At 72.7% G+C, this 17,278-nt stretch carries 20 protein-coding genes and 1 tRNA gene; 9 read left to right on the plus strand and 12 right to left on the minus strand.

Annotation, left to right across the window (positions count from 1 at the left end):
• Positions 1-20: 20 nt before the first annotated feature.
• Positions 21-93, minus strand: a tRNA-Lys gene (locus AFB00_RS08895).
• 149 nt (positions 94-242) lie between these two features.
• Complete coding sequence (locus tag AFB00_RS08900; RefSeq protein WP_156819455.1) at positions 243-437, minus strand: hypothetical protein; 195 nt, start codon at positions 435-437, stop codon at positions 243-245.
• Between the two features lie 69 nt (positions 438-506).
• Between AFB00_RS08900 and dusB the strand changes: the two genes are divergently transcribed.
• The 5 genes from dusB (at position 507) to AFB00_RS08925 (ending at position 6,257) form a co-directional block, all read left to right on the plus strand.
• Positions 507-1,682 (plus strand): tRNA dihydrouridine synthase DusB, encoded by a 1,176-nt coding sequence (gene dusB, locus AFB00_RS08905; protein WP_068800133.1) that lies wholly within the window; start codon positions 507-509, stop codon positions 1,680-1,682.
• Positions 1,683-1,836: 154 nt separating this feature from the next.
• The gene (locus AFB00_RS08910) at positions 1,837-2,664 is read left to right on the plus strand and encodes a GGDEF domain-containing protein (protein ID WP_068800134.1); all 828 of its coding nucleotides are present in this window, start codon (positions 1,837-1,839) and stop codon (positions 2,662-2,664) included.
• A 143-nt stretch (positions 2,665-2,807) separates the two neighbouring features.
• The gene (locus tag AFB00_RS08915; protein WP_068796835.1) at positions 2,808-5,177 is read left to right on the plus strand and encodes an LCP family protein; all 2,370 of its coding nucleotides are present in this window, start codon (positions 2,808-2,810) and stop codon (positions 5,175-5,177) included.
• A gap of 101 nt (positions 5,178-5,278) precedes the next feature.
• Positions 5,279-5,935 (plus strand): phosphate signaling complex protein PhoU, encoded by a 657-nt coding sequence (phoU, locus tag AFB00_RS08920; RefSeq protein ID WP_068796836.1) that lies wholly within the window; start codon positions 5,279-5,281, stop codon positions 5,933-5,935.
• Between the two features lie 124 nt (positions 5,936-6,059).
• Positions 6,060-6,257 (plus strand): dodecin family protein, encoded by a 198-nt coding sequence (locus tag AFB00_RS08925; protein WP_068796837.1) that lies wholly within the window; start codon positions 6,060-6,062, stop codon positions 6,255-6,257.
• Here the strand turns inward: AFB00_RS08925 and AFB00_RS36120 are convergent.
• Positions 6,254-6,775 (minus strand): IS5 family transposase, encoded by a 522-nt coding sequence (locus AFB00_RS36120; RefSeq protein WP_442965863.1) that lies wholly within the window; start codon positions 6,773-6,775, stop codon positions 6,254-6,256. The two genes, AFB00_RS08925 and AFB00_RS36120, sit on opposite strands and share 4 nt — an antisense overlap.
• A complete protein-coding gene (locus tag AFB00_RS36125) occupies positions 6,699-7,151 on the minus strand; it encodes an IS5 family transposase (RefSeq protein WP_083276061.1) in 453 nt (150 codons plus the stop codon). The genes AFB00_RS36120 and AFB00_RS36125 overlap by 77 nt, the downstream gene beginning before the upstream one ends.
• Positions 7,152-7,276: 125 nt before the next feature.
• Here AFB00_RS36125 and AFB00_RS08940 point away from each other — a divergent pair, with 125 nt between their 5' ends.
• Entirely contained in the window at positions 7,277-7,936 is a 660-nt protein-coding gene (locus AFB00_RS08940) for a phosphate signaling complex PhoU family protein (protein ID WP_068796838.1), read from the plus strand.
• A 64-nt stretch (positions 7,937-8,000) separates the two neighbouring features.
• Here AFB00_RS08940 and pstB read toward each other — a convergent pair whose 3' ends face one another.
• The 5 genes from pstB to mshD form a co-directional block, all read right to left on the minus strand.
• Complete coding sequence (pstB, locus tag AFB00_RS08945) at positions 8,001-8,780, minus strand: phosphate ABC transporter ATP-binding protein PstB (RefSeq protein WP_068796839.1); 780 nt, start codon at positions 8,778-8,780, stop codon at positions 8,001-8,003.
• Positions 8,781-8,791: 11 nt separating this feature from the next.
• Positions 8,792-9,910: a phosphate ABC transporter permease PstA gene (pstA, locus tag AFB00_RS08950; protein WP_068796840.1), complete on the minus strand. Its 1,119-nt coding sequence runs from the start codon at positions 9,908-9,910 to the stop codon at positions 8,792-8,794.
• Position 9,911: 1 nt separating this feature from the next.
• Positions 9,912-10,856 carry a phosphate ABC transporter permease subunit PstC gene (pstC, locus tag AFB00_RS08955; protein ID WP_068796841.1) on the minus strand — a complete coding sequence of 315 codons (945 nt, stop codon included), beginning with the start codon at positions 10,854-10,856 and terminating at the stop codon, positions 9,912-9,914.
• 113 nt (positions 10,857-10,969) lie between these two features.
• A complete protein-coding gene (pstS, locus tag AFB00_RS08960; RefSeq protein WP_068796842.1) occupies positions 10,970-12,076 on the minus strand; it encodes a phosphate ABC transporter substrate-binding protein PstS in 1,107 nt (368 codons plus the stop codon).
• 199 nt (positions 12,077-12,275) lie between these two features.
• Entirely contained in the window at positions 12,276-13,157 is an 882-nt protein-coding gene (mshD, locus tag AFB00_RS08965) for a mycothiol synthase (protein WP_068796843.1), read from the minus strand.
• 47 nt (positions 13,158-13,204) lie between these two features.
• Between mshD and AFB00_RS33090 the strand changes: the two genes are divergently transcribed.
• Positions 13,205-13,519 (plus strand): hypothetical protein, encoded by a 315-nt coding sequence (locus AFB00_RS33090; protein WP_156819457.1) that lies wholly within the window; start codon positions 13,205-13,207, stop codon positions 13,517-13,519.
• Here AFB00_RS33090 and AFB00_RS08970 read toward each other — a convergent pair whose 3' ends face one another.
• The gene (locus AFB00_RS08970) at positions 13,520-14,299 is read right to left on the minus strand and encodes an HARBI1 family protein (protein ID WP_442965849.1); all 780 of its coding nucleotides are present in this window, start codon (positions 14,297-14,299) and stop codon (positions 13,520-13,522) included.
• Positions 14,227-14,775 carry an LppA family lipoprotein gene (locus AFB00_RS36130; RefSeq protein ID WP_083275379.1) on the minus strand — a complete coding sequence of 183 codons (549 nt, stop codon included), beginning with the start codon at positions 14,773-14,775 and terminating at the stop codon, positions 14,227-14,229. Before AFB00_RS36130 ends, AFB00_RS08970 begins: the two co-directional genes overlap by 73 nt.
• 299 nt (positions 14,776-15,074) lie before the next feature.
• On the opposite strand from AFB00_RS36130, the gene AFB00_RS08975 reads away from it, so the two are divergent.
• The gene (locus AFB00_RS08975; RefSeq protein WP_156819458.1) at positions 15,075-15,272 is read left to right on the plus strand and encodes a hypothetical protein; all 198 of its coding nucleotides are present in this window, start codon (positions 15,075-15,077) and stop codon (positions 15,270-15,272) included.
• Entirely contained in the window at positions 15,269-16,366 is a 1,098-nt protein-coding gene (locus AFB00_RS08980) for a hypothetical protein (RefSeq protein WP_068796845.1), read from the plus strand. The genes AFB00_RS08975 and AFB00_RS08980 overlap by 4 nt, the downstream gene beginning before the upstream one ends.
• Positions 16,367-16,445: 79 nt before the next feature.
• Here AFB00_RS08980 and AFB00_RS08985 read toward each other — a convergent pair whose 3' ends face one another.
• Positions 16,446-17,228: a winged helix-turn-helix transcriptional regulator gene (locus AFB00_RS08985; protein WP_068796846.1), complete on the minus strand. Its 783-nt coding sequence runs from the start codon at positions 17,226-17,228 to the stop codon at positions 16,446-16,448.
• Positions 17,229-17,278 lie beyond the last annotated feature (50 nt).

Genomic DNA, 17,278 nt, shown 5'->3' on the forward strand with positions numbered 1-17,278 from the left:
TCGTTGCTGTTCAGAGGATGTGGGCCCCGTGGGAATCGAACCCACAACCCGCGGATTAAAAGTCCGCTGCTCTGCCGATTGAGCTAGAGGCCCCGGAACACGGAGACGCACGACCCCACGGATCCCGTCGCCCCCACGACCCGACCTGCGACCACAAGTCTTGACGACTGGTCAGCCGCTGTCGCCCTCACCGTACACCCGACCGGGTCGCTCACCGTGCGTCGCCACGCCCGGCGCCGGCGTCACTCCCCGCGACTCTCGATGGCCGCGGTCAGCTCCTGTTTCCAGGCCTCGCGCTCCTCGGGATGGTGGCGCCCCATGTCGGAGATGCAGTCCGCGCACCGCCCGACGATGGTCAGCATCGCGCCGTTCGAGCACCGGGAACACGGAACCGGCTCCGCGATCACGTCCGGCTCCTCGACCACCTCGGCTGTCACGCGCACCACGGTAGCGGGCGCCGCGGCGACCACCGGCACGGTGCCTGGGACAATGTCGGGGTGACGATCATGCAGGACGGCGTCCGCCCCAGGCGGACGGACACCCCCGCCCGGAGCGAGCGCGTGCTGCCCCCGCTGCGCATCGGCCCGTACCAGGTGGACACGCCGGTGGTGCTGGCGCCGATGGCCGGCATCACCAACCCCGGGTTCCGGCGGCTGTGCCGCGAGCAGGGCGCGGGCTACTACGTCTGCGAGATGATCACCGCCCGCGGGCTGGTGGAGAAGAACCCGCTGACGTTCCGCATGATCGCCTTCGACGCCGACGAGCACCCCCGCTCGATGCAGCTCTACGGCGTCGACCCGGAGTCCATGCGGCTCGCGGCCCGGATGATCGTCGAGCGCGACCTGGCCGACCACATCGACATGAACTTCGGCTGCCCGGTCCCCAAGGTCACCCGGCGCGGCGGCGGTGCGGCACTGCCGTTCAAGCGCCGGCTGTTCGAGCGGATCGTGAGCGCCGCGGTCGAGGGCGCCGGGGACCGGCCGGTCACGGTCAAGATGCGGATCGGCATCGACGACGAGCACCACACCTACCTCGACGCGGCCCGGATCGCGGTCGACTCGGGCGCCGTCGCCGTCGCGCTGCACGCCCGCACCGCGTCCCAGCGCTACTCCGGCCAGGCCGACTGGGACGCGATCTCCCGGCTGCGCGAGCACGTCCCGGCACACGTCCCGGTGCTGGGCAACGGCGACATCTTCTCCGCGCAGGACGCGCTGGACATGGTCGCCCGCACCGGGTGCGACGGCGTCGTGGTCGGCCGGGGCTGCCTGGGCCGGCCGTGGCTGTTCGGGGACCTGGAGGCCGCGTTCGCCGGCCGGGAGCTGCCCGCCCCGCCGAACCTGGGTGAGGTCGCCGCCACCCTGCGCCGGCACGCCGTGCTGCTGTGCGAGCACATGGGTGACCACAAGGGCATCCGCGACATGCGCAAGCACGTCGCCTGGTACCTCAAGGGCTTCCCGGTCGGGCCGGAGCTGCGCCGCAACCTCGGCATGGTGGAGTCCGTCGACCACCTCGACGAGCTGCTGACCCAGCTCGACCCGCACGAACCGTTCCCGGCCGAGGCGGACGGACCGCGGGGGCGCCAGGGGTCACCGGGCCGCGTCGTCCTGCCCGAGCACTGGCTCGACGACCCGGAGGACACGACCGTCCCGTTCGGAGCAGACGTCGACCACTCCGGGGGCTGAGCCGCCACGGCCCGCAGCCGGGCCGGTCCCCGGCCCGGGGGAACCGGGCCCGCCGAACGGGTACCGGACCCCGTGTCCGCCTCAAGTCCGGCCGCCGCGGCGCCGATGATCCCGGGGACGTCCGCGGAGACGGGAGGTGTGGACGGTGACCGACATGGCCTGGTCGGTGCGCAACCTGGTGCGCACCGCACGCCGCGCGCCGCACCACGACGACCTCGTCCTCGACGGTGTCGCACCGGCCGATCCCGCCGCCCGCGCGGCGCTGCACACCGCGGCCGCCGAGCGGCTCGCCCGGCACCGCCGGTACGAGCAGGCCTACCTGCACCTGCGCGAGGCCGTACGGCTGCTCAACGGCCCGGCCCCGGACGCCGCCGAGGACGAGATCGAGCGCCTGCGCCGCGAGCACGCCGAGGCCCGCGAGCAGAGCCGCCGGGACAGCCTCACCGCGTCCTACAACCGCCGCTACCTCGACGAGCGGCTCGTCGACCTGCTCGGCTCGGGTCCCGGCCGCCCGGTCGGGCTGGCGCTCGCCGACATCGACCACTTCAAGCAGGTCAACGACACCCACGGGCACCCGTTCGGCGACCGGGTGCTGCAGCGGATGGTGCACGAGCTCGGACGCGCGCTGCCGCGGGGTGCGTTCTGCGCCCGGTACGGCGGGGAGGAGTTCGCGCTGGTCCTGCCCGACCTGGACCCGGACGGCGCCGTGGCGGCCTGCGAGGCGGCCCGGGAACGGGTCGCGGCGCACGACTGGCCGTCGTTGCACCCGCAGCTCCGGATGACGATCAGCATCGGCGTCGCACACAGCGGACTGTCCGACGGCGGGACCGAGCAACTCGTCGCCGAGGCGGACCTGCTGCTCTACACGGCCAAGCAGGCGGGCCGCAACGCCGTCGCCCATCGCGTCGCCGACGGCCGGGTGGCCCTGGCCGGTGCGGCTTCCGGACGCCGCTCGATCCCCCAGCCGGGTGCCCCGGGGTAGCGCCCCGGGCTTCCGCGGCGCCGCCCGGCGAATAAGATCAGTGCCGGACGCACGGTCCCCGACCGGGCGTCCACGGCCGGCGCACCCGGAATTGCGCCCGGCCATCGCGCGGCCCCAGGGCGGGCGCGCGGCGAGGAGGCCCGGTGCAGGACGACGACGCGCGCCGGTCCCGGCGCACCCGTCGCCGGGCCGACGACCGGCAGCCCCCGCCGGAACCCGCGCCCGGCGAGGAGCCCCGCGGCGACGGCCGTCCCCGGCAGGCTCCGGCGAACCCGCAGCCGCCGACCGGGACGATGCGTGTCCGCGGTGGGCCGGTGCCCCGCAACCCCGGTGACGCCCGGTCCACCCCGCAGCCCGGCGCCGAGCGCTCCGCGCCGCCGCCCGGCGGGGAACGACCGGCCTCCGGGCGACCGCCGGGCACCGTGGACGACGGGCGGCGGGCACCGCAGCCCGCCCCGGGCCGCGGCTCCACCGACGGCCGGTCCGCACCCCGGCGACGCCCCGCCGACCGCCGCTCCGGGCCCCCGCCCGGCGCCGCCGACGACCGGGCCGCTGCACCGCACGGACCGTCCGACGGCCGGGCCGTCGCACCACCGCACGGGGCGTCCCCGGGCCGGTCCGCCCCCGCGCAGGGCCCGCCCGACCGGAGGTCCGCGCCCGGCCGCGACCCGGAACGTCCCCCGTCGCACGGCGTGAGCGGCTCCGTCGGTGTGCCCCCGCGTGCCCACGAGGAGGGCCCGTACGGCGCGCCCCCCGGGACCGGGAGGTTCACACCGCCGCCGCGGCCCGTCGCGGACGGGCACGGCGCCCCGGGGGCGCCCGGACCCGGCGGACCCCCGGCGTCCGCCGAACCGGGGCGACGGGTTCGGCGCGACGCCCGGGCCGAGGTGTCGCAGCCCGACCGCGCACCGACCGGCGCCACACCGGGCCCGGGGCCGGGGACCGCCGGTGGCGACGAGAGCGTCCCGCCGCGCCGCCGTCGGCGCCGCGCCGACGCCCCGGCAGACGGTTCCGCGCCCACGTGCACGACCCGGGCGGATCCGCAGCAGCAACCGGGACCGGAACGGCGACCGGACCGGGAGCCGGATCCGGAACCCGCACCGGAACCGGACGGGACCGGGGACACGGCCACCCCGGACGACGGCGACGCGGGCGGCGACCGGCCCGGCTCCCGGATGCCGGCCCCCCGCAGCCGGGCGATCCGGATCGCCGCCGCGGCCGCGGCCGTCCTCGTGCTCGTGACGACCGCGTTCGGGTTCGTCGGCCGCGGCACCGTGCACGACGGCGTGCGGACCGTCGCCGCGCTCGCGCCGGACGCCGACGCGATCCTCGACGCCGAACAGCAGGCGGGCGACCGGAACGTGCTGGTCCTCGGCGTGCAGGCCGACCGGGCGGGGGTACCGGAGTCGGCCCGGACCGACACCGCCGTCCTCGTCCACCAGCCCGCCGGCGAGGCCCAGGCCGTCACCCTGTCCGTCCCCGCGACCCTGGAGGTCTCCCGGCCGCCCTGCCCGCGCTGGGACCCGGCGACCGGCGAGTACGGCGAGACCGTCCCGGCCGAGTCCCGGACGGCGTTCGCGACCGCCTACGACGTCGGCGGGCCGGCGTGCAGCGTCGGCGTGGTGCAACAGCTCACCGGCATCCCGGTGAGCGCGTTCGTGGCGTTCGACCTGGCCGGCGCCCCGGACCTGATCGGGGCGGTCGGCGGGATCGAGGTCTGCACCGAGCGACCGGTGATCGACCCGGTGCTCGGCCCGGTCGTCGAGGGCTCCGGCACGGTCCCGCTGGACGGGCCGTCCGCCGTACGGTTCGCCTCCGCGGCCGGGGCCGAGGACAGCTCGCCCGCCAACCGCGTCCAACGCCAGCAGCGGGTGCTCGCCGGCGCCCTGGACGATGCGCTGTCCGCGCCGTCGCTGCTCACCCCGGGTGCGCCCGGCCGGGCCGCGGACGGGCTGTCCGCCGCGGTCGTCGCCGACAACGCCGACGCCGGGGAGATCCTCGCGCTGGCGTCGGGTCTCGGCCGGGCCGGCACCGCGGGGGACGGCAGCACCCCGGTCTTCCTGCCGGTCCCGGTGTCCGAGACGCCGAACACCCGTGGCCACCTGGAGCTGCAGCGCAGCGAGGCCCGGACGCTGTTCTCCGCCCTGCGCTCGCACGAACCGCTGCCGCCCGAGGCCACGGCACCGGCCGCGCGCTCGGCGCCCGCACCCGCCCCCGGCACCCGCGTGGACCTGGTCGACGCCAGCGGCGGGGCCGGCGTCGAGGAGATGGTCGAGACCCTGCGCACCCGGGGTTACGAGATCGGCACGATCACCGGCGGCCCGGCCGCCGACCGGACCGAGGTCCGCTACTCCCCCGAGCACACCGACGCCGCGGGCGGGCTCGTCGGCACCCTGCCCGGCGCCCGTCCCGCGCCGGACCCGGCCGGCACCGACCGGCTGGAACTCGTCGTCGGCTCCGGCGACCGGGCCCCGCTGCAGGCGGTCCCGGCGTCCGACGCCGACTGCTCCTGACCGGCGGTACCGCGCCGGGAGGACGCCGACGTCGCCGACCGTTCATGTCGGGTTCACCCGCCAGGGCTGCTCCCCGCCCGGGTCCGCTCTAGGCTCGGGGCATGCGCGACGACTACCAGGATCAGCTGGACGACCTCGCCTCCGGTCTGGCGGGGATGTGCGACGACGTCGCGCGCGCGATGGAGAACGCCACCCGGGCCCTGCTCGACGCCGACCTCCAGCTGGCCGAACAGATCATCTCCGAGGACGTCCGGATCGACGACGTCCGTGCCGACGCCGAGCACCGGGCGTTCGGCCTGCTCGCCCTGCAGGCCCCGGTCGCGACCGACCTCCGGGTCGTCGTCGCCGCGATCCACGGTGCCGGCGACCTCGAGCGCATGGGAGACCTCGCGCTGCACGTGGCGCAGGCCGCCCGGCGGCGGCACCCGCAGTCGGTGGTCCCCGAGGAGATCAAGCCGTACTTCGCCGAGATGGGCAAGGTCGGGGTGCAGCTCGCCGAGAAGGCGGGCCAGGTCATCCGCAGCCGGGACCTGGAGGCCGCGACCGAGCTCGAGGCCGACGACGACGCCATGGACGACCTGCACCAGCACATGTTCACCGTGCTGATGGACCGCAACTGGACGCACGGGGTGTCCGCCGCCGTCGACGTCGCGCTGCTCGCGCGGTTCTACGAGCGGTACGCCGACCACGCCGTCGCGGTGGCCCGGCGGATCGTCTACGTCGTCACCGGACAGATGCCCGGACCCCTCGCCGTGTGACGGCGACCGCTTGCCGTACCTGGTCACATACTCCGGGTAGCCCATCCGGACCGTGCCGCTGGTCCGTCGGCGAGCGGTGTCCGTATCGCGTTTGGGCCTGTGTACCGCAGGGCACTCCGCCGCCATGGAGCATGCGGGATGCGTCGTCACCGAGGTGGTCGGCTCCTCCGACGAGAGCGTCGAGGAGGCGATCCGGGACGGCATGGGCCGGGTCGGCCAGTCTCTCGAGTGGTTCGAGGTCACCGGTGTGCGGTCCACGGTGCTGGGTTCGGCCGAGCGCTTCCAGGTGGACCTGCGGATAGGGATCCGCCGGGCCGCCTAGGGTGTGTCTCCCAATGCGCGGAGCCAGGTGACGATCGCCTTCAGGACGGCGCCGCCGCGGAAGGTCAGGGCGAGCTTGTCGTAACGGGTGGCCAGCCCGCGCCACTGCTTGACGTGGCAGAACCCGCACTCGACGACGTTGCGGTTTCGGTAGTCGACCGGATCGAATGCGGGCGGTCGGCCACCGCGTGAGCCCCGTCGTTTGCGGTGTCCCTGCTGGTCAGAGGGCTCCGGAATGACAGCGATGATCCGGCGCTCGCGCAGGTGCCGGCGGATCGCGCGTGAGGAGTAGGCCTTGTCCGCGCGCACGCGTTCAGGCCGGGTCCGGGGTCGTCCCGGGCCCGGTCGGGCGATGCTCAGGCGCGCCATCAGGTGCGGAAACATTGGCGAGTCGCCGCCCTGGCCGGGGCCGAGGAGGACCACCAGCGGGCGGCCGTGCCCGTCAACGAGCTGGTGGATCTTCGTCGACAGCCCTCCGCGGGACCGTCCCAGCGCGTGATCTGCTGGTTCGGCGAGCAGATTCGTGTAGTTCGATCCGGCCCCCTGTGTCGCGCTTGAGGGTCGCGGCGTGCTGGTGGGCACGGATGATCGTGGAGTCCACGCTGACCGCCCACCCGAGCACCTCGGCGGCGTCGGCCTCGACCAGAAGAGCAGCCAGGATGTGGTCCCAGGTGCCGTCGCCGCTGTAGCGGCGGTGCCGCTTCCACAACGTCTGCCACGGCCCGAACTCGGCTGGGACGTCGCGCCAGGGAAGCCCGCACCGATACCGGTAGATGATCCCCTCGAGCACCCGGCGGTCATCGCGGAACGGGCACCCGCGACGACCCTCGGAAGAGGGCAACAGCGGCGCCAGACGGGCCCACTGGACATCAGTCAGGACAGCGGTACGCGGCACCGATCAAGCATCGCGCACCCCGCTCCGCCTATCTGGGAGACACGCCCTAGCGGAGGGACCCGTTCATCGATCGTTCACCGGTTCCGGGCCGAGACGGTGCCCGGTCGCGAACTAAGGTCGTCGGCATGCGCAGGGAGACGCTCGACGACAACCTCGAGCAGCTCCAGCTGATGCTCGACGAGATGGGCCCGCTGGTGTCGGCGGCGTTCGACCGCGCGTCCGACGCCGTCCTCAACGACCGCAGGCGGCTCGCCCAGCAGGTCGTGGCCCGCGACTCGGTGATCGACGGCTACCGCGCCGCGATCGAGCGCCTCGCCGTCGAGACCATGACGCTGCACGCGCCGATGGCGACCCCGTTGCGGGCCGTCGTCACCGCCCTGCGGTGCGCCCAGGCCCTGGAGCGGATGGGCGACCTGGCCCGGCACGTCGCGGAGCCGGTCGCCCGGGCCGGTGACCAACCGGTACTGCCGGAGCAGGCCCGGCCGCTGTTCACCGAGTACGGCGCTCGCGTCGGGGCGATGGGGGCCAAGGCCGTCGAGGTGCTGCGGACCCGCAACGTGCTGCTGGCCTGCGAGCTGGACACCGACGACGACGGCGTCGACGCCACCCACCGGCAGGTGTTCGAGCTGATGTTCGGCCCGGACTGGACGGCCGGCGTCCCGGCGGCGGTCGAGGTCGCGCTCCTGGCGCGGTTCCACGAGCGCTACGCCGACCACTGCGTCCACCTGGCGAAACACGTGATCTACGCGGTCACCGGCGGCACCCCGGACGAGATCCTGACCTGACCCGCAACGACGACGGCACCGGCCCCCGTGGGGTACCGGTGCCGCCCGCGTGCGGTGGGCCGGTTCAGCCGAACCGGCCGGACACGTAGTCCTCGGTCGCCTTCTGCCGCGGCTGGGAGAAGATCGTCTTGGTCTCGTCGATCTCCACGAGCTTGCCCGGCTTGCCGGTGCCCTCGATGTTGAAGAAGCCGGTGAAGTCGCTGACCCGCGCCGCCTGCTGCATGTTGTGGGTCACGATGACGATCGTGTAGTCGTTCTTCAGCTCGTTGATCAGATCCTCGATCGCGAGCGTGGAGATCGGGTCGAGCGCCGAGCACGGCTCGTCCATCAGCAGCACGTCCGGTCGCACGGCGATCGCCCGGGCGATGCACAGCCGCTGCTGCTGCCCGCCGGACAGGCCCGAGCCCGGCTTGTCGAGCCGGTCCTTGACCTCGTTCCACAGGTTGGCGCCGCGCAGCGAACGCTCGACGGTCTCGTCGAACTCGGCCTTGGACGCCTTGCGGTTGTTGAGCTTCATCCCGGCGATGACGTTGTCGTAGATCGACATCGTGGGGAACGGGTTCGGCCGCTGGAAGACCATCCCGATCTGGCGCCGCACACCGACCGGGTCGACGTTCGCGCCGTACAGGTCCTGGCCGTCGAGCTCCAGGCGCCCCTCGACCCGGGCACCGGGGATGTTCTCGTGCATCCGGTTGATCGACCGGAGGAACGTCGACTTGCCGCAGCCGGACGGCCCGATGAGTGCGGTGACCGTCTTCGGCTTGATCGTCATGTTGACGCCCTCGACGGCGAGGAACGACCCGTAGTAGATGTTCAGGTCCTTGGCTTCGACACTCTTGCCCATGTCCGGGTTCCTTATCGGGTCTTCGGGGCGTAGATGCGGGAGATCAGGCGCGCCACCACGTTCAGCACCATGACGATGAGCAGCAGTACGAGTGCCGCGGCCCAGGCCCGGTCGAGGAACGGCTCGCGCGGCACGCCCGGGACCGCATAGGAGTAGTAGGAGAACACCGGGAGCGTCGCCATCCGGCCGTCGAACGGGTTGAGGTTCACCCCGGTGGCGAGGCCGACGGTGACCAGCAGCGGCGCCGTCTCACCGATGACGCGGGCGATCGCCAGCGTGATGCCGGTGGCGATCCCGCCCGCGGTCGTCGGGATGACGACCTTGAGGATCGTCCGCCACTTCGGGACCCCGAGCGCGAAGGACGCCTCCCGCAGCTCGTTCGGGACGATCTTGAGCATCTCCTCGGTGGACCGCACCACGATCGGGATCATCAGCACGGTCAGCGCCACCGCGCCGACGAACCCGAACCGGACGCCCGGTCCGAGCAGCAGCGCGAACAGCGCGTAGGCGAAGAGGCCGGCGACGATGGACGGGATGCCCGTCATGACGTCGACGAAGAACGTGATCGACCGGGCGAGCCGGGAGTTGTTGCCGTACTCCACCAGGTACACGGCGGTGAGCACACCGACCGGGATGGACATCAGCGCGGCCAGCCCGGTGATGATCAGCGTGCCCTGGATGGCGTGCAGCGCACCGCCGCCCACCCCGACCACACCGCGCATCGAGTTGGTGAAGAACTGGGCGTCGAACCGGGCCCAGCCCTGGCTGACCACCGTCCACAGAACGGAGACCAGCGGCACCATCGCGAGCAGGAACGCGCTGGTCACCACGATGGTGACCAGGCGGTCGGCGGCCTTGCGCGCGCCCTCGACGATGCGCGACGCCAGATAGGTGGCGACGCCGTACCCCACGGCGGTGAGGAACACCCACAGCCCGATGCTGAACCCGATCGCCGCCACCAGACCGGCCATGACGACCGCGGTCGCGACCAGGATGCCCAACGGGGCCCAGCGCGGGAGGGTGCCCTTGCGCCGGAGGACGGCCGGCGTCGTGGAGGCGGGGGATTCGAGTCCGGTTCCCGTCACGGAGACCTCGGTGTCGGTGCGGTTGCGTTCGGTTCCGGTGGCCATCTCAGTTCGCTCCGGAGAATTCGCGGCGGCGCTCGACGATGTAGCGGGCGAGCATGTTCACCAGCAGGGTGATCACGAAGAGGACCAGGCCGGAGGCGATCAGCACGTTCACGGTGATGCCGGAGGCCTCCGGGAACTGCAGGGCGATGTTGGCCGCGATCGTGGCCGGGTTCTCCGAGCTGATCAGGTTGAACGTGACGGCGCCGGAGACCGAGAGGATCATCGCCACCGCCATCGTCTCGCCCAGGGCCCGGCCCAGGCCGAGCATCGCACCGGAGATGATCCCGGAGCGCCCGAACGGCAGGACCGCCAGCCGGATCATCTCCCAGCGCGTGGCGCCGAGGGCCAGTGCGGCCTCCTCGTGCAGCTTCGGCGCCTGCAGGAACACCTCACGGGTCACCGCCGTGATGATCGGGAGGATCATCACCGCCAGCACCAGCCCGACGACCAGCATGGTGCGACCGGTCGTCGACGGCGGTCCGGCGAAGAACGGGATCCAGCCGAGGTAGTCGGCGAACCAGGTGCTCAGCCCGACCGACAGGGGCGCCAGCGTCCACGCTCCCCACAGCCCGTACACGATCGAGGGAACGGCCGCCAGCAGGTCGACCACGTAGCTGAGCCCCTGCGCCAGCCGGCGCGGGGCGTAGTGGCTGATGAACAGCGCCACCGCGACCGCCAGCGGGGTCGCCACCAGCAGGGCGATCACCGCGCTCAGCAGCGTGCCGAAGATCAGCGGCGCGACGTAGACGACGATCCCGCCGGGCAGGTCGTCCTCGGACGCGACGAACGCGGGGAACGCCTCGATCAGCAGGAATGCGGCGACCCCGGCCAGGACGACCAGGATCAGGATCCCGGCACCCTTCGCGGAACCGGCGAAGATGCGATCGCCGAGCTGGGTGACCGGCCTCGCGGCCGGCTGCTCGGGCTTGGCTTCGGTGGTGGTCACAGTGGTCCCTGGAGGTGCGTGCGTGCGCTGGACAGGAGACGCCGGGGAGCCCCGGGTGATGATTCCATCATGAACACCACCCGGGGCTCCTGGCTAGATGACGCGCAACTCGATCAGCTGCCGGCCGCGATGCGGTCGATCACCGGGGTGATCTGGCCGCGCAGGGTCTCCGACAGCGGGGCGGAACCGGCGGCCTGGGCCGCGGCCTGCTGACCGGCGTCGCTGACCACGTAGTTCAGGAACGCCTTGGTCACGTCGGCCTGGGCCTGGTCCGGGTAGGTCGGGCAGGCCATCAGGTAGGAGACCAGCACGACCGGGTAGGCGCCGCCGGTCGCGGTGCGGTTGAGCTCGTAGGCGAACGAGGTGTCGCCCTGGCCCTCGACCCGCTGGGACTCCTCGAGGATCTTCGCGGCGGCCTCGGCGGTCGGCGCGACGTTGGTCTCGCCGAGCTTGACGTTGGCCTTGCCCAGCTCGCCGGCCTGCGAGGCGTCCGCGTAGCCGATGGTGCCGTTACCGGCGTTGACGGCGCCGACGACACCGGAGGTGCCCTGGGCCGCCTCGCCGCCCTGCACCGGCCAGTTGCCGTCGGCCTCGTCGGTCCACACGTCCGGCGCGGCCTTGTTCAGGAAGTCCGTCAGGTTCTCGGTGGTGCCCGACTCGTCGGAGCGGTGCACCGGGGTGACCGGGGACGCCGGGAGCTGTACGCCCGGGTTGTCCGCCGCGATCTTCGGGTCGTTCCAGGTCTTGATCTCGCCCTTGAAGATGCCGGCGATCGTCGCCGGAGCCAGGTTGAGCTCCTGGACGCCGTCGAGCTTGAAGACGATCGCGATCGGCGAGACGTAGTTCGGGATCTCGATGACCGAACCGCCGCAGCGCTCGCGCGCCTGCGTCAGCTGCTCGTCCTCCAGGTAGGCGTCCGAGCCGGCGAACTGCACGCCGCCCTCGATGAACTGGGTCCGGCCGCCGCCGGAACCGACCGGGTCGTAGTTGACCGTCGCGCCGGTGTTGGCCTCGCCGAAGCCGGCGATCCAGGACTGCATGGCCGCCTGCTGCGAGCTGGCGCCCGCACCGGCGATCGTGCCGCTGACACCGGAGCCCTCGGCGGCGTCGCCGCCCCCGCCCTCGTTGGCCGCGCCGCAACCCGCAACGAACAGCGCACAGGTCGTCGCGACACCGACGGCCGCCAGGCGCGCCCGGGGCGCGCGCCGCTTGGTCTTCACTGCAGGTTCCTCCGTGATCGGCTCGTGCCGCTCGGTACGACGGCGCCGGGGTGGCCGTCCGGCGAGGACGCTAGGAGCCGCCGTTGGACGCAGGGCCCACGGAAGATGAACGCAGCATGAACAGGGCCGCGGAACGGGTGGATCCACGTCACACGATCGGTCGGCCGTTCCCGGACTGCAACCGCTGCGTGACCGGTCGTCAACGGGCGTAGTTCACGTCCGCCGCGTGCACGGTGAACCCGAGTCGCTCGTAGACCCGCACCGCGGGGGCGTTGTCGGCCTCGACGTAGAGCAGCACCGTGTCGAGCCCGCGGTCGTGCAGGTGCCGCAGTCCGGCCGCGGTCAGCATCCCGCCGAGGCCCCGGCCGTGCGCCGCCGGATCGACACCGAGGACGTACACCTCCCCCATGGCCGGCTCGTCGCCGGTCGCGGGGTGGACCTTCGTCCAGTGGTAGCCGAGCAGCGTCCCGCCGGGGTCGGTGGCCAGCAGGAACCCGTCGGCGTCGAACCAGTCCTCGGCCTGCCGGGCGGCCAGCTCGCGGCCGGTCCACCCGCCCTGCTCGGGGTGCCAGTCGAAGGCCGCGTTGTTCACCCGGAGGAACTCCTCGTCGTCCCGGCCGGGGACGAAGGGGCGGACGGTGACACCGTCGGGCACGACGACCTCCGGCGGCGGGCCGGACGCGGTCCGCCGCATCTGCCACAGCACCCGGTCCCGCCGGTACCCGCGGGCCTCGGCGAGCGCACGGGCGGCGTCGAGGTCGCCGTGGGCCCACACGTGCGGGTCGGACGACAGCCCATCCAGCGCGGTGACCAGGGCCGATCCGATGCCGCGGCGGCGCTCGTCCGGGTGCACGACCAGTTCGGCGTACTCGCCGTCGAGCTGGGCGTATCCGGCGACCGGGCGGTCGTTCCCGGCGACCACGACGTGGCGCACGCCGTCGCGGGGTTCGGTCGCGCGCAGGGTGAGCAGGAACTGCTCGGAGAACGGGTCGATGCCGTCGGCGGACGCCGCGGCGGCGAGCAGGTCGTGCACCGCGGCGGTGGTGTCGGCGTCGGGTCGGGTGAGCACCTGCGGGTCCATCCCACCGAGCTTAGTTGTGGGGTGCGGCGGGGCGACGGGTCCGGAGCGTGATCCTCCTGGCCGGGTGCGGCGGGTCAGGCGGGCGACTTCCGGTCCTGGAGCAGGTGACATCCAGCGGTGATGCGAACCAGGGTGTAGAGCTCGCTCTCGAACGCGAAGTGCGCACCGGTGACCATGTCCAGGGCATTCATGCTGCGGATGCCGTTGCGGTTCTGCTGGAACAGCCCGTCCCTGCTGAATCCGTACTCACGCAGGACAGCGTCGATCTCCTGTTCGACGCGGGGCCATTCGGCGTCGGTGATCCCACCTTTGAACCTGGCCCTGGGGAGGCCGACAGTGAGGTGTTCTCAGTAGCGTGGTGATCATGTTGTGCGGTCGTATTCGGTGTGGAGTAACACGAGCGCGGCTGCGGTGATCGCGCCGGTGCGCCAGGGACAGAGGGTGACTCGCTGTAGCGTTGCGAAGGTGGTCTTGAGCAGGGCGTTTGCTCGTTCGGCGAGTGCTCGGGTGGCTGAGTGCAGGCTGTTGACGGTGCGCTGATCGACTGTTCGGCCGCCGGCGGGGATGGGTTTGATCGGCACGGTGAGTCGGTGGGCCTCACCTTCGTAGCCGAGATCGCCCAGCGCGGCGTGGTCATCATCGATCCAGTGATCGAGGTCTTCGAGCAGACCGGGGTGGGCTCGGGCACAGGTCACGTCGTGTTCGCGCCCGGGTCTTCCCGGGGATGTCCATAGCGGCCATCCATCCGGGGCGGACACGACCTGGACGTTCCCGCCGTGGCGGTGGTGTTTACCCGACCACCACAGGTCGACCCCCGCGGTGGGGCCGAGCGCGCGGCAGCGGTCGGTGGCGATCAGGGTGCCGTCCAGGTGAACGTGGGTGTGTCCGGCGAGGCGGGCGGCGAGCAGGGCACCGTGCAGCCCGGGTGCGGCGCTGGCGAGGACGTCGATGCCTTCGTGCAGGTAGCGATAGGTGGTCGCGGTACTGATCGCGTTGTCGCGGGCCAGGTGCCGGACCCGGGTGGCGTCGCAGAACCAGCGGATCACCAGCACTGCCTGGGCGAACGGGGTCAACGCCCGCCGCCGGGGGCGGGTACCGCGGCGACAGCGTTGAGCGGCCAGAAGCCGAGCCAGGTAGGCCACGGTGTGCTCCCCGATCGGGAGGACAGCGGTGTAGGTGACAGGATCGGACATGCGGGGCCTCGGAGAGTTCGTTGATCTTGGTCGACCAACTGCTCTACCGGGGCCCTGCCCCATGTCCTAGACATCTCCACTCCCTCGGCGTGTCGCAGCGGAACGACCACCACTACTGAGAACACCTCAGTGTGGGCGCCCTCGATGTCCTCGAAGCGACCGAAACCACAAGAATCCCGGGCGGGAGTGTCGGTGACCTCCCAGGTACGGGGGCCGACGACGGATTCGGTCGCGGCCCGGGTCCGCAGATCCATCTGCTGGTAGTAGATGGTGGCCTCTTCCAGGCTCATCCGGGCGTTCAGCTCGGCGCGGGGGTCGATGGTGGTCTCCTGTCCGATTCCGCAGGCGGCGCTCAACGCGCACAGCAGGGCGAGTGCGAGTGCGGTGCTGGTGTGTCGGCGAGGTCGCCGGGAGTCAGTCCGCATCGAAGGAGTCCTTCACTTGGGAGGCGAGAAGATCGCCGACCACGATCGGCGCCTCGATGACGCCAACCACGGGGTTGTTGCGTGCAAGGTCACCGAACCCGGTGTTGTCGCCCTGGATGCGTTCCTCGGGGAGGCCGGCCAGGGTCGCGGCGATGTTGCGCTGGCTGGTGCTGGGCGCACGTTAGAACGCGGCTGCGGGGCACCGAGGCCGATCGCGACAAGTGGGGAGGGAACGCCACGGGGCCCGCGCCCGGCGCGCTCATCACGCCGCGAACGAGTGGCACGCGATGCCGGCGCCGGTGCGGGAAGGTCTGACCCGGCTGCTGCGGGATCTGGATCTGCGGTTCTGCGCCGCCGACTTCGCGGTCGACCGTGAAGGCCGGTGGCACCATCTCGACCTCGATCCGGTCGGGCGGTGGGCTTGGGATCACCCGGCCCGCGACCACATCGCCGACGCTCTCGCCGCGGCGCTGACCCGGAAGGACCTCCATCGATGACCACCACGACCGCCGAGCGGCGCGCGGCCCTGGTCGACCGGCTCACCGCCGACGGCCACCTGCCCGACCCGGCGTGGCGGACGGCGTTCGCGCAGGTCCCGCGCCACCCGTTCGTTCCGTACTTCTTCACCCCGCACCGCGGCAGGCCCGGGTGGCGGCTGGTGGAGGGTGACGACGAGTGGCTCGACGCCGTGTACTCCGACGACGCGCTGGTGACCCAGCTCGACGGTGACGACGCGCTCGCCGACCGCGCCCGCGGTGGCGATCCGGTGGCCGGAGTACCGACGTCGTCGACGTCGTCGCCGGTGCTGATGGCCGCCATGCTCGACGCGCTGGAGGTGCAACCCGGACACCGGGTGTTCGAGGCGGCGACCGGCACCGGCTACAACGCCGCTCTCCTCGCCCACCGCCTGGGCGACGACCACGTGACCAGCGTCGAGGTCGACCTCGGCATCGCGGCACGAGCACGGACCGCGCTGCACGACCTGGGCTACAGGCCCACCATCCGGGCCGGGGACGCCACCATCGGCGCGCCGGAGCACGGGCCGTTCGACCGGCTCATCGCGACCGTCGCCGTCCCGACCGTCCCCGGGGCGTGGCTCGCCCAGACCCGGCCGGGCGCGGTGCTCGTGGTCGGTGCCCAGGGCCGGGTCCTCCGCCAGTTCGGCGGGTTCATGCCCACCCGCCGCTCCCCGGAGCCCGCGGCGCCAGTGATCCGCCCGGCGCTGCTCGACCAGGCCACCGTCACCGACGTCCCGGTCGAGGCGTTGGGCGGCGAGCACCCGGCCACGTTCTTCCTGTCCGTGCTCGCCCCGCCCTTCCGCACCCTCGGGTTCACCCCGAGCGACGGATCGACCGGGCTACAGACCTGGGGCCGCGGACTCGACGACTCCACATTCGTCCTGACCGAGGTCGACGGTGAACGACACGTCGCGGCCGACGGGGCGCTGTGGGACGAGCTGGAACACGCCTACCGGCTGTGGAGCACCTACGGCCGCCCCGACCGCACCCGGCTCGGGCTGGCCGTCTCCCCGACCGCCGATCACACGATCTGGCTCGACCACCCCGACCACGTCCTACGGCGTTGGGGCTGAACGGGCAGTGGCGCCGACCCTGCGGGACAGCCGGAGTAGATCTGTTCGCCCGCGGCGATCTCCTCGTACCCGGTGCGCGTCACCGCCGGCGCGACAGCGCCCCCGGCGGACCGGGACGGACCGCACCGGGCAACCGGCGACCGGCGGGCTCGGGATCCTCGTCGCCATCGGGATCCGGCGGTGCGGTGAGCCCACCGCGCGAGGGCCGGACGAACTTGTACCCGACGTTGCGGACGGTGCCGATCATCTGTTCGTGCTCGCCGCCGAGCTTCGCCCGCAACCGCCGGACGTGGACGTCGACGGTGCGGGTGCCGCCGAAGAAGTCGTAGCCCCAGACCTCCTGCAGCAGCTGGGCCCGGGTGAACACCCGGCCAGCGTGCTGGGCGAGGTACTTGAGCAGCTCGAACTCCTTGTAGGTGAGTTCGAGCAGCCGCCCCTTCAGCCGGGCGGAGTAGGTCGCCTCGTCGATGACCAGCTCACCGAGGACCAGCGCGCCACCACCGGCGGCGGCCTCCGCGCCGGGCCGGGACCGGAGCAGCCGCAGCCGGGCGTCGACCTCGGCCGGTCCGGTGTCGGGGAGCAGGATCTCGTCGACCACCCACTCGCCGGACACGGCGACCAGGCCACCCTCGTTGAGCACGGCGATCACCGGGACGTCGGTCCCCGTGCTGCCGAGCAGCCGGCAGAGGCTGCGGGCCGCCACCAGGTCGCTGCGCGCGTCGACGAGGACGGCGTCGTGCGGGCCGGCGTCGAGCAGGGCCGCCACCTCGGGGGCGGCGGTGCGCACGGTGTGCGGGAGCAGGGACAGAGCGGGCAACACGGTGGTCGTGTCCGGAGCCGTGGTCAGCAGGAGCAGTTCCATGGACTCCTCCTCTCGCGATACCGGGACGATACCGCCCCGTCATCCGCTGG

This window comes from Pseudonocardia sp. HH130630-07 (genome assembly GCF_001698125.1).
In the GTDB taxonomy this organism is placed as follows: domain Bacteria; phylum Actinomycetota; class Actinomycetes; order Mycobacteriales; family Pseudonocardiaceae; genus Pseudonocardia.

Coding starts and splice junctions, on each gene's coding strand:
- dusB (WP_068800133.1), top strand. CDS start 507: ATGCAGGACGGCGTCCGCCCCAGGCGGACGGACACCCCCGCCCGGAGC.
- AFB00_RS08910 (WP_068800134.1), top strand. CDS start 1,837: ATGGCCTGGTCGGTGCGCAACCTGGTGCGCACCGCACGCCGCGCGCCG.
- phoU (WP_068796836.1), top strand. CDS start 5,279: ATGCGCGACGACTACCAGGATCAGCTGGACGACCTCGCCTCCGGTCTG.
- AFB00_RS08925 (WP_068796837.1), top strand. CDS start 6,060: ATGGAGCATGCGGGATGCGTCGTCACCGAGGTGGTCGGCTCCTCCGAC.
- AFB00_RS08940 (WP_068796838.1), top strand. CDS start 7,277: ATGCGCAGGGAGACGCTCGACGACAACCTCGAGCAGCTCCAGCTGATG.
- pstB (WP_068796839.1), bottom strand. CDS start 8,780: ATGGGCAAGAGTGTCGAAGCCAAGGACCTGAACATCTACTACGGGTCG.
- pstA (WP_068796840.1), bottom strand. CDS start 9,910: ATGGCCACCGGAACCGAACGCAACCGCACCGACACCGAGGTCTCCGTG.
- mshD (WP_068796843.1), bottom strand. CDS start 13,157: ATGGACCCGCAGGTGCTCACCCGACCCGACGCCGACACCACCGCCGCG.
- AFB00_RS36130 (WP_083275379.1), bottom strand. CDS start 14,775: ATGCGGACTGACTCCCGGCGACCTCGCCGACACACCAGCACCGCACTC.
- AFB00_RS08980 (WP_068796845.1), top strand. CDS start 15,269: ATGACCACCACGACCGCCGAGCGGCGCGCGGCCCTGGTCGACCGGCTC.
- AFB00_RS08985 (WP_068796846.1), bottom strand. CDS start 17,228: ATGGAACTGCTCCTGCTGACCACGGCTCCGGACACGACCACCGTGTTG.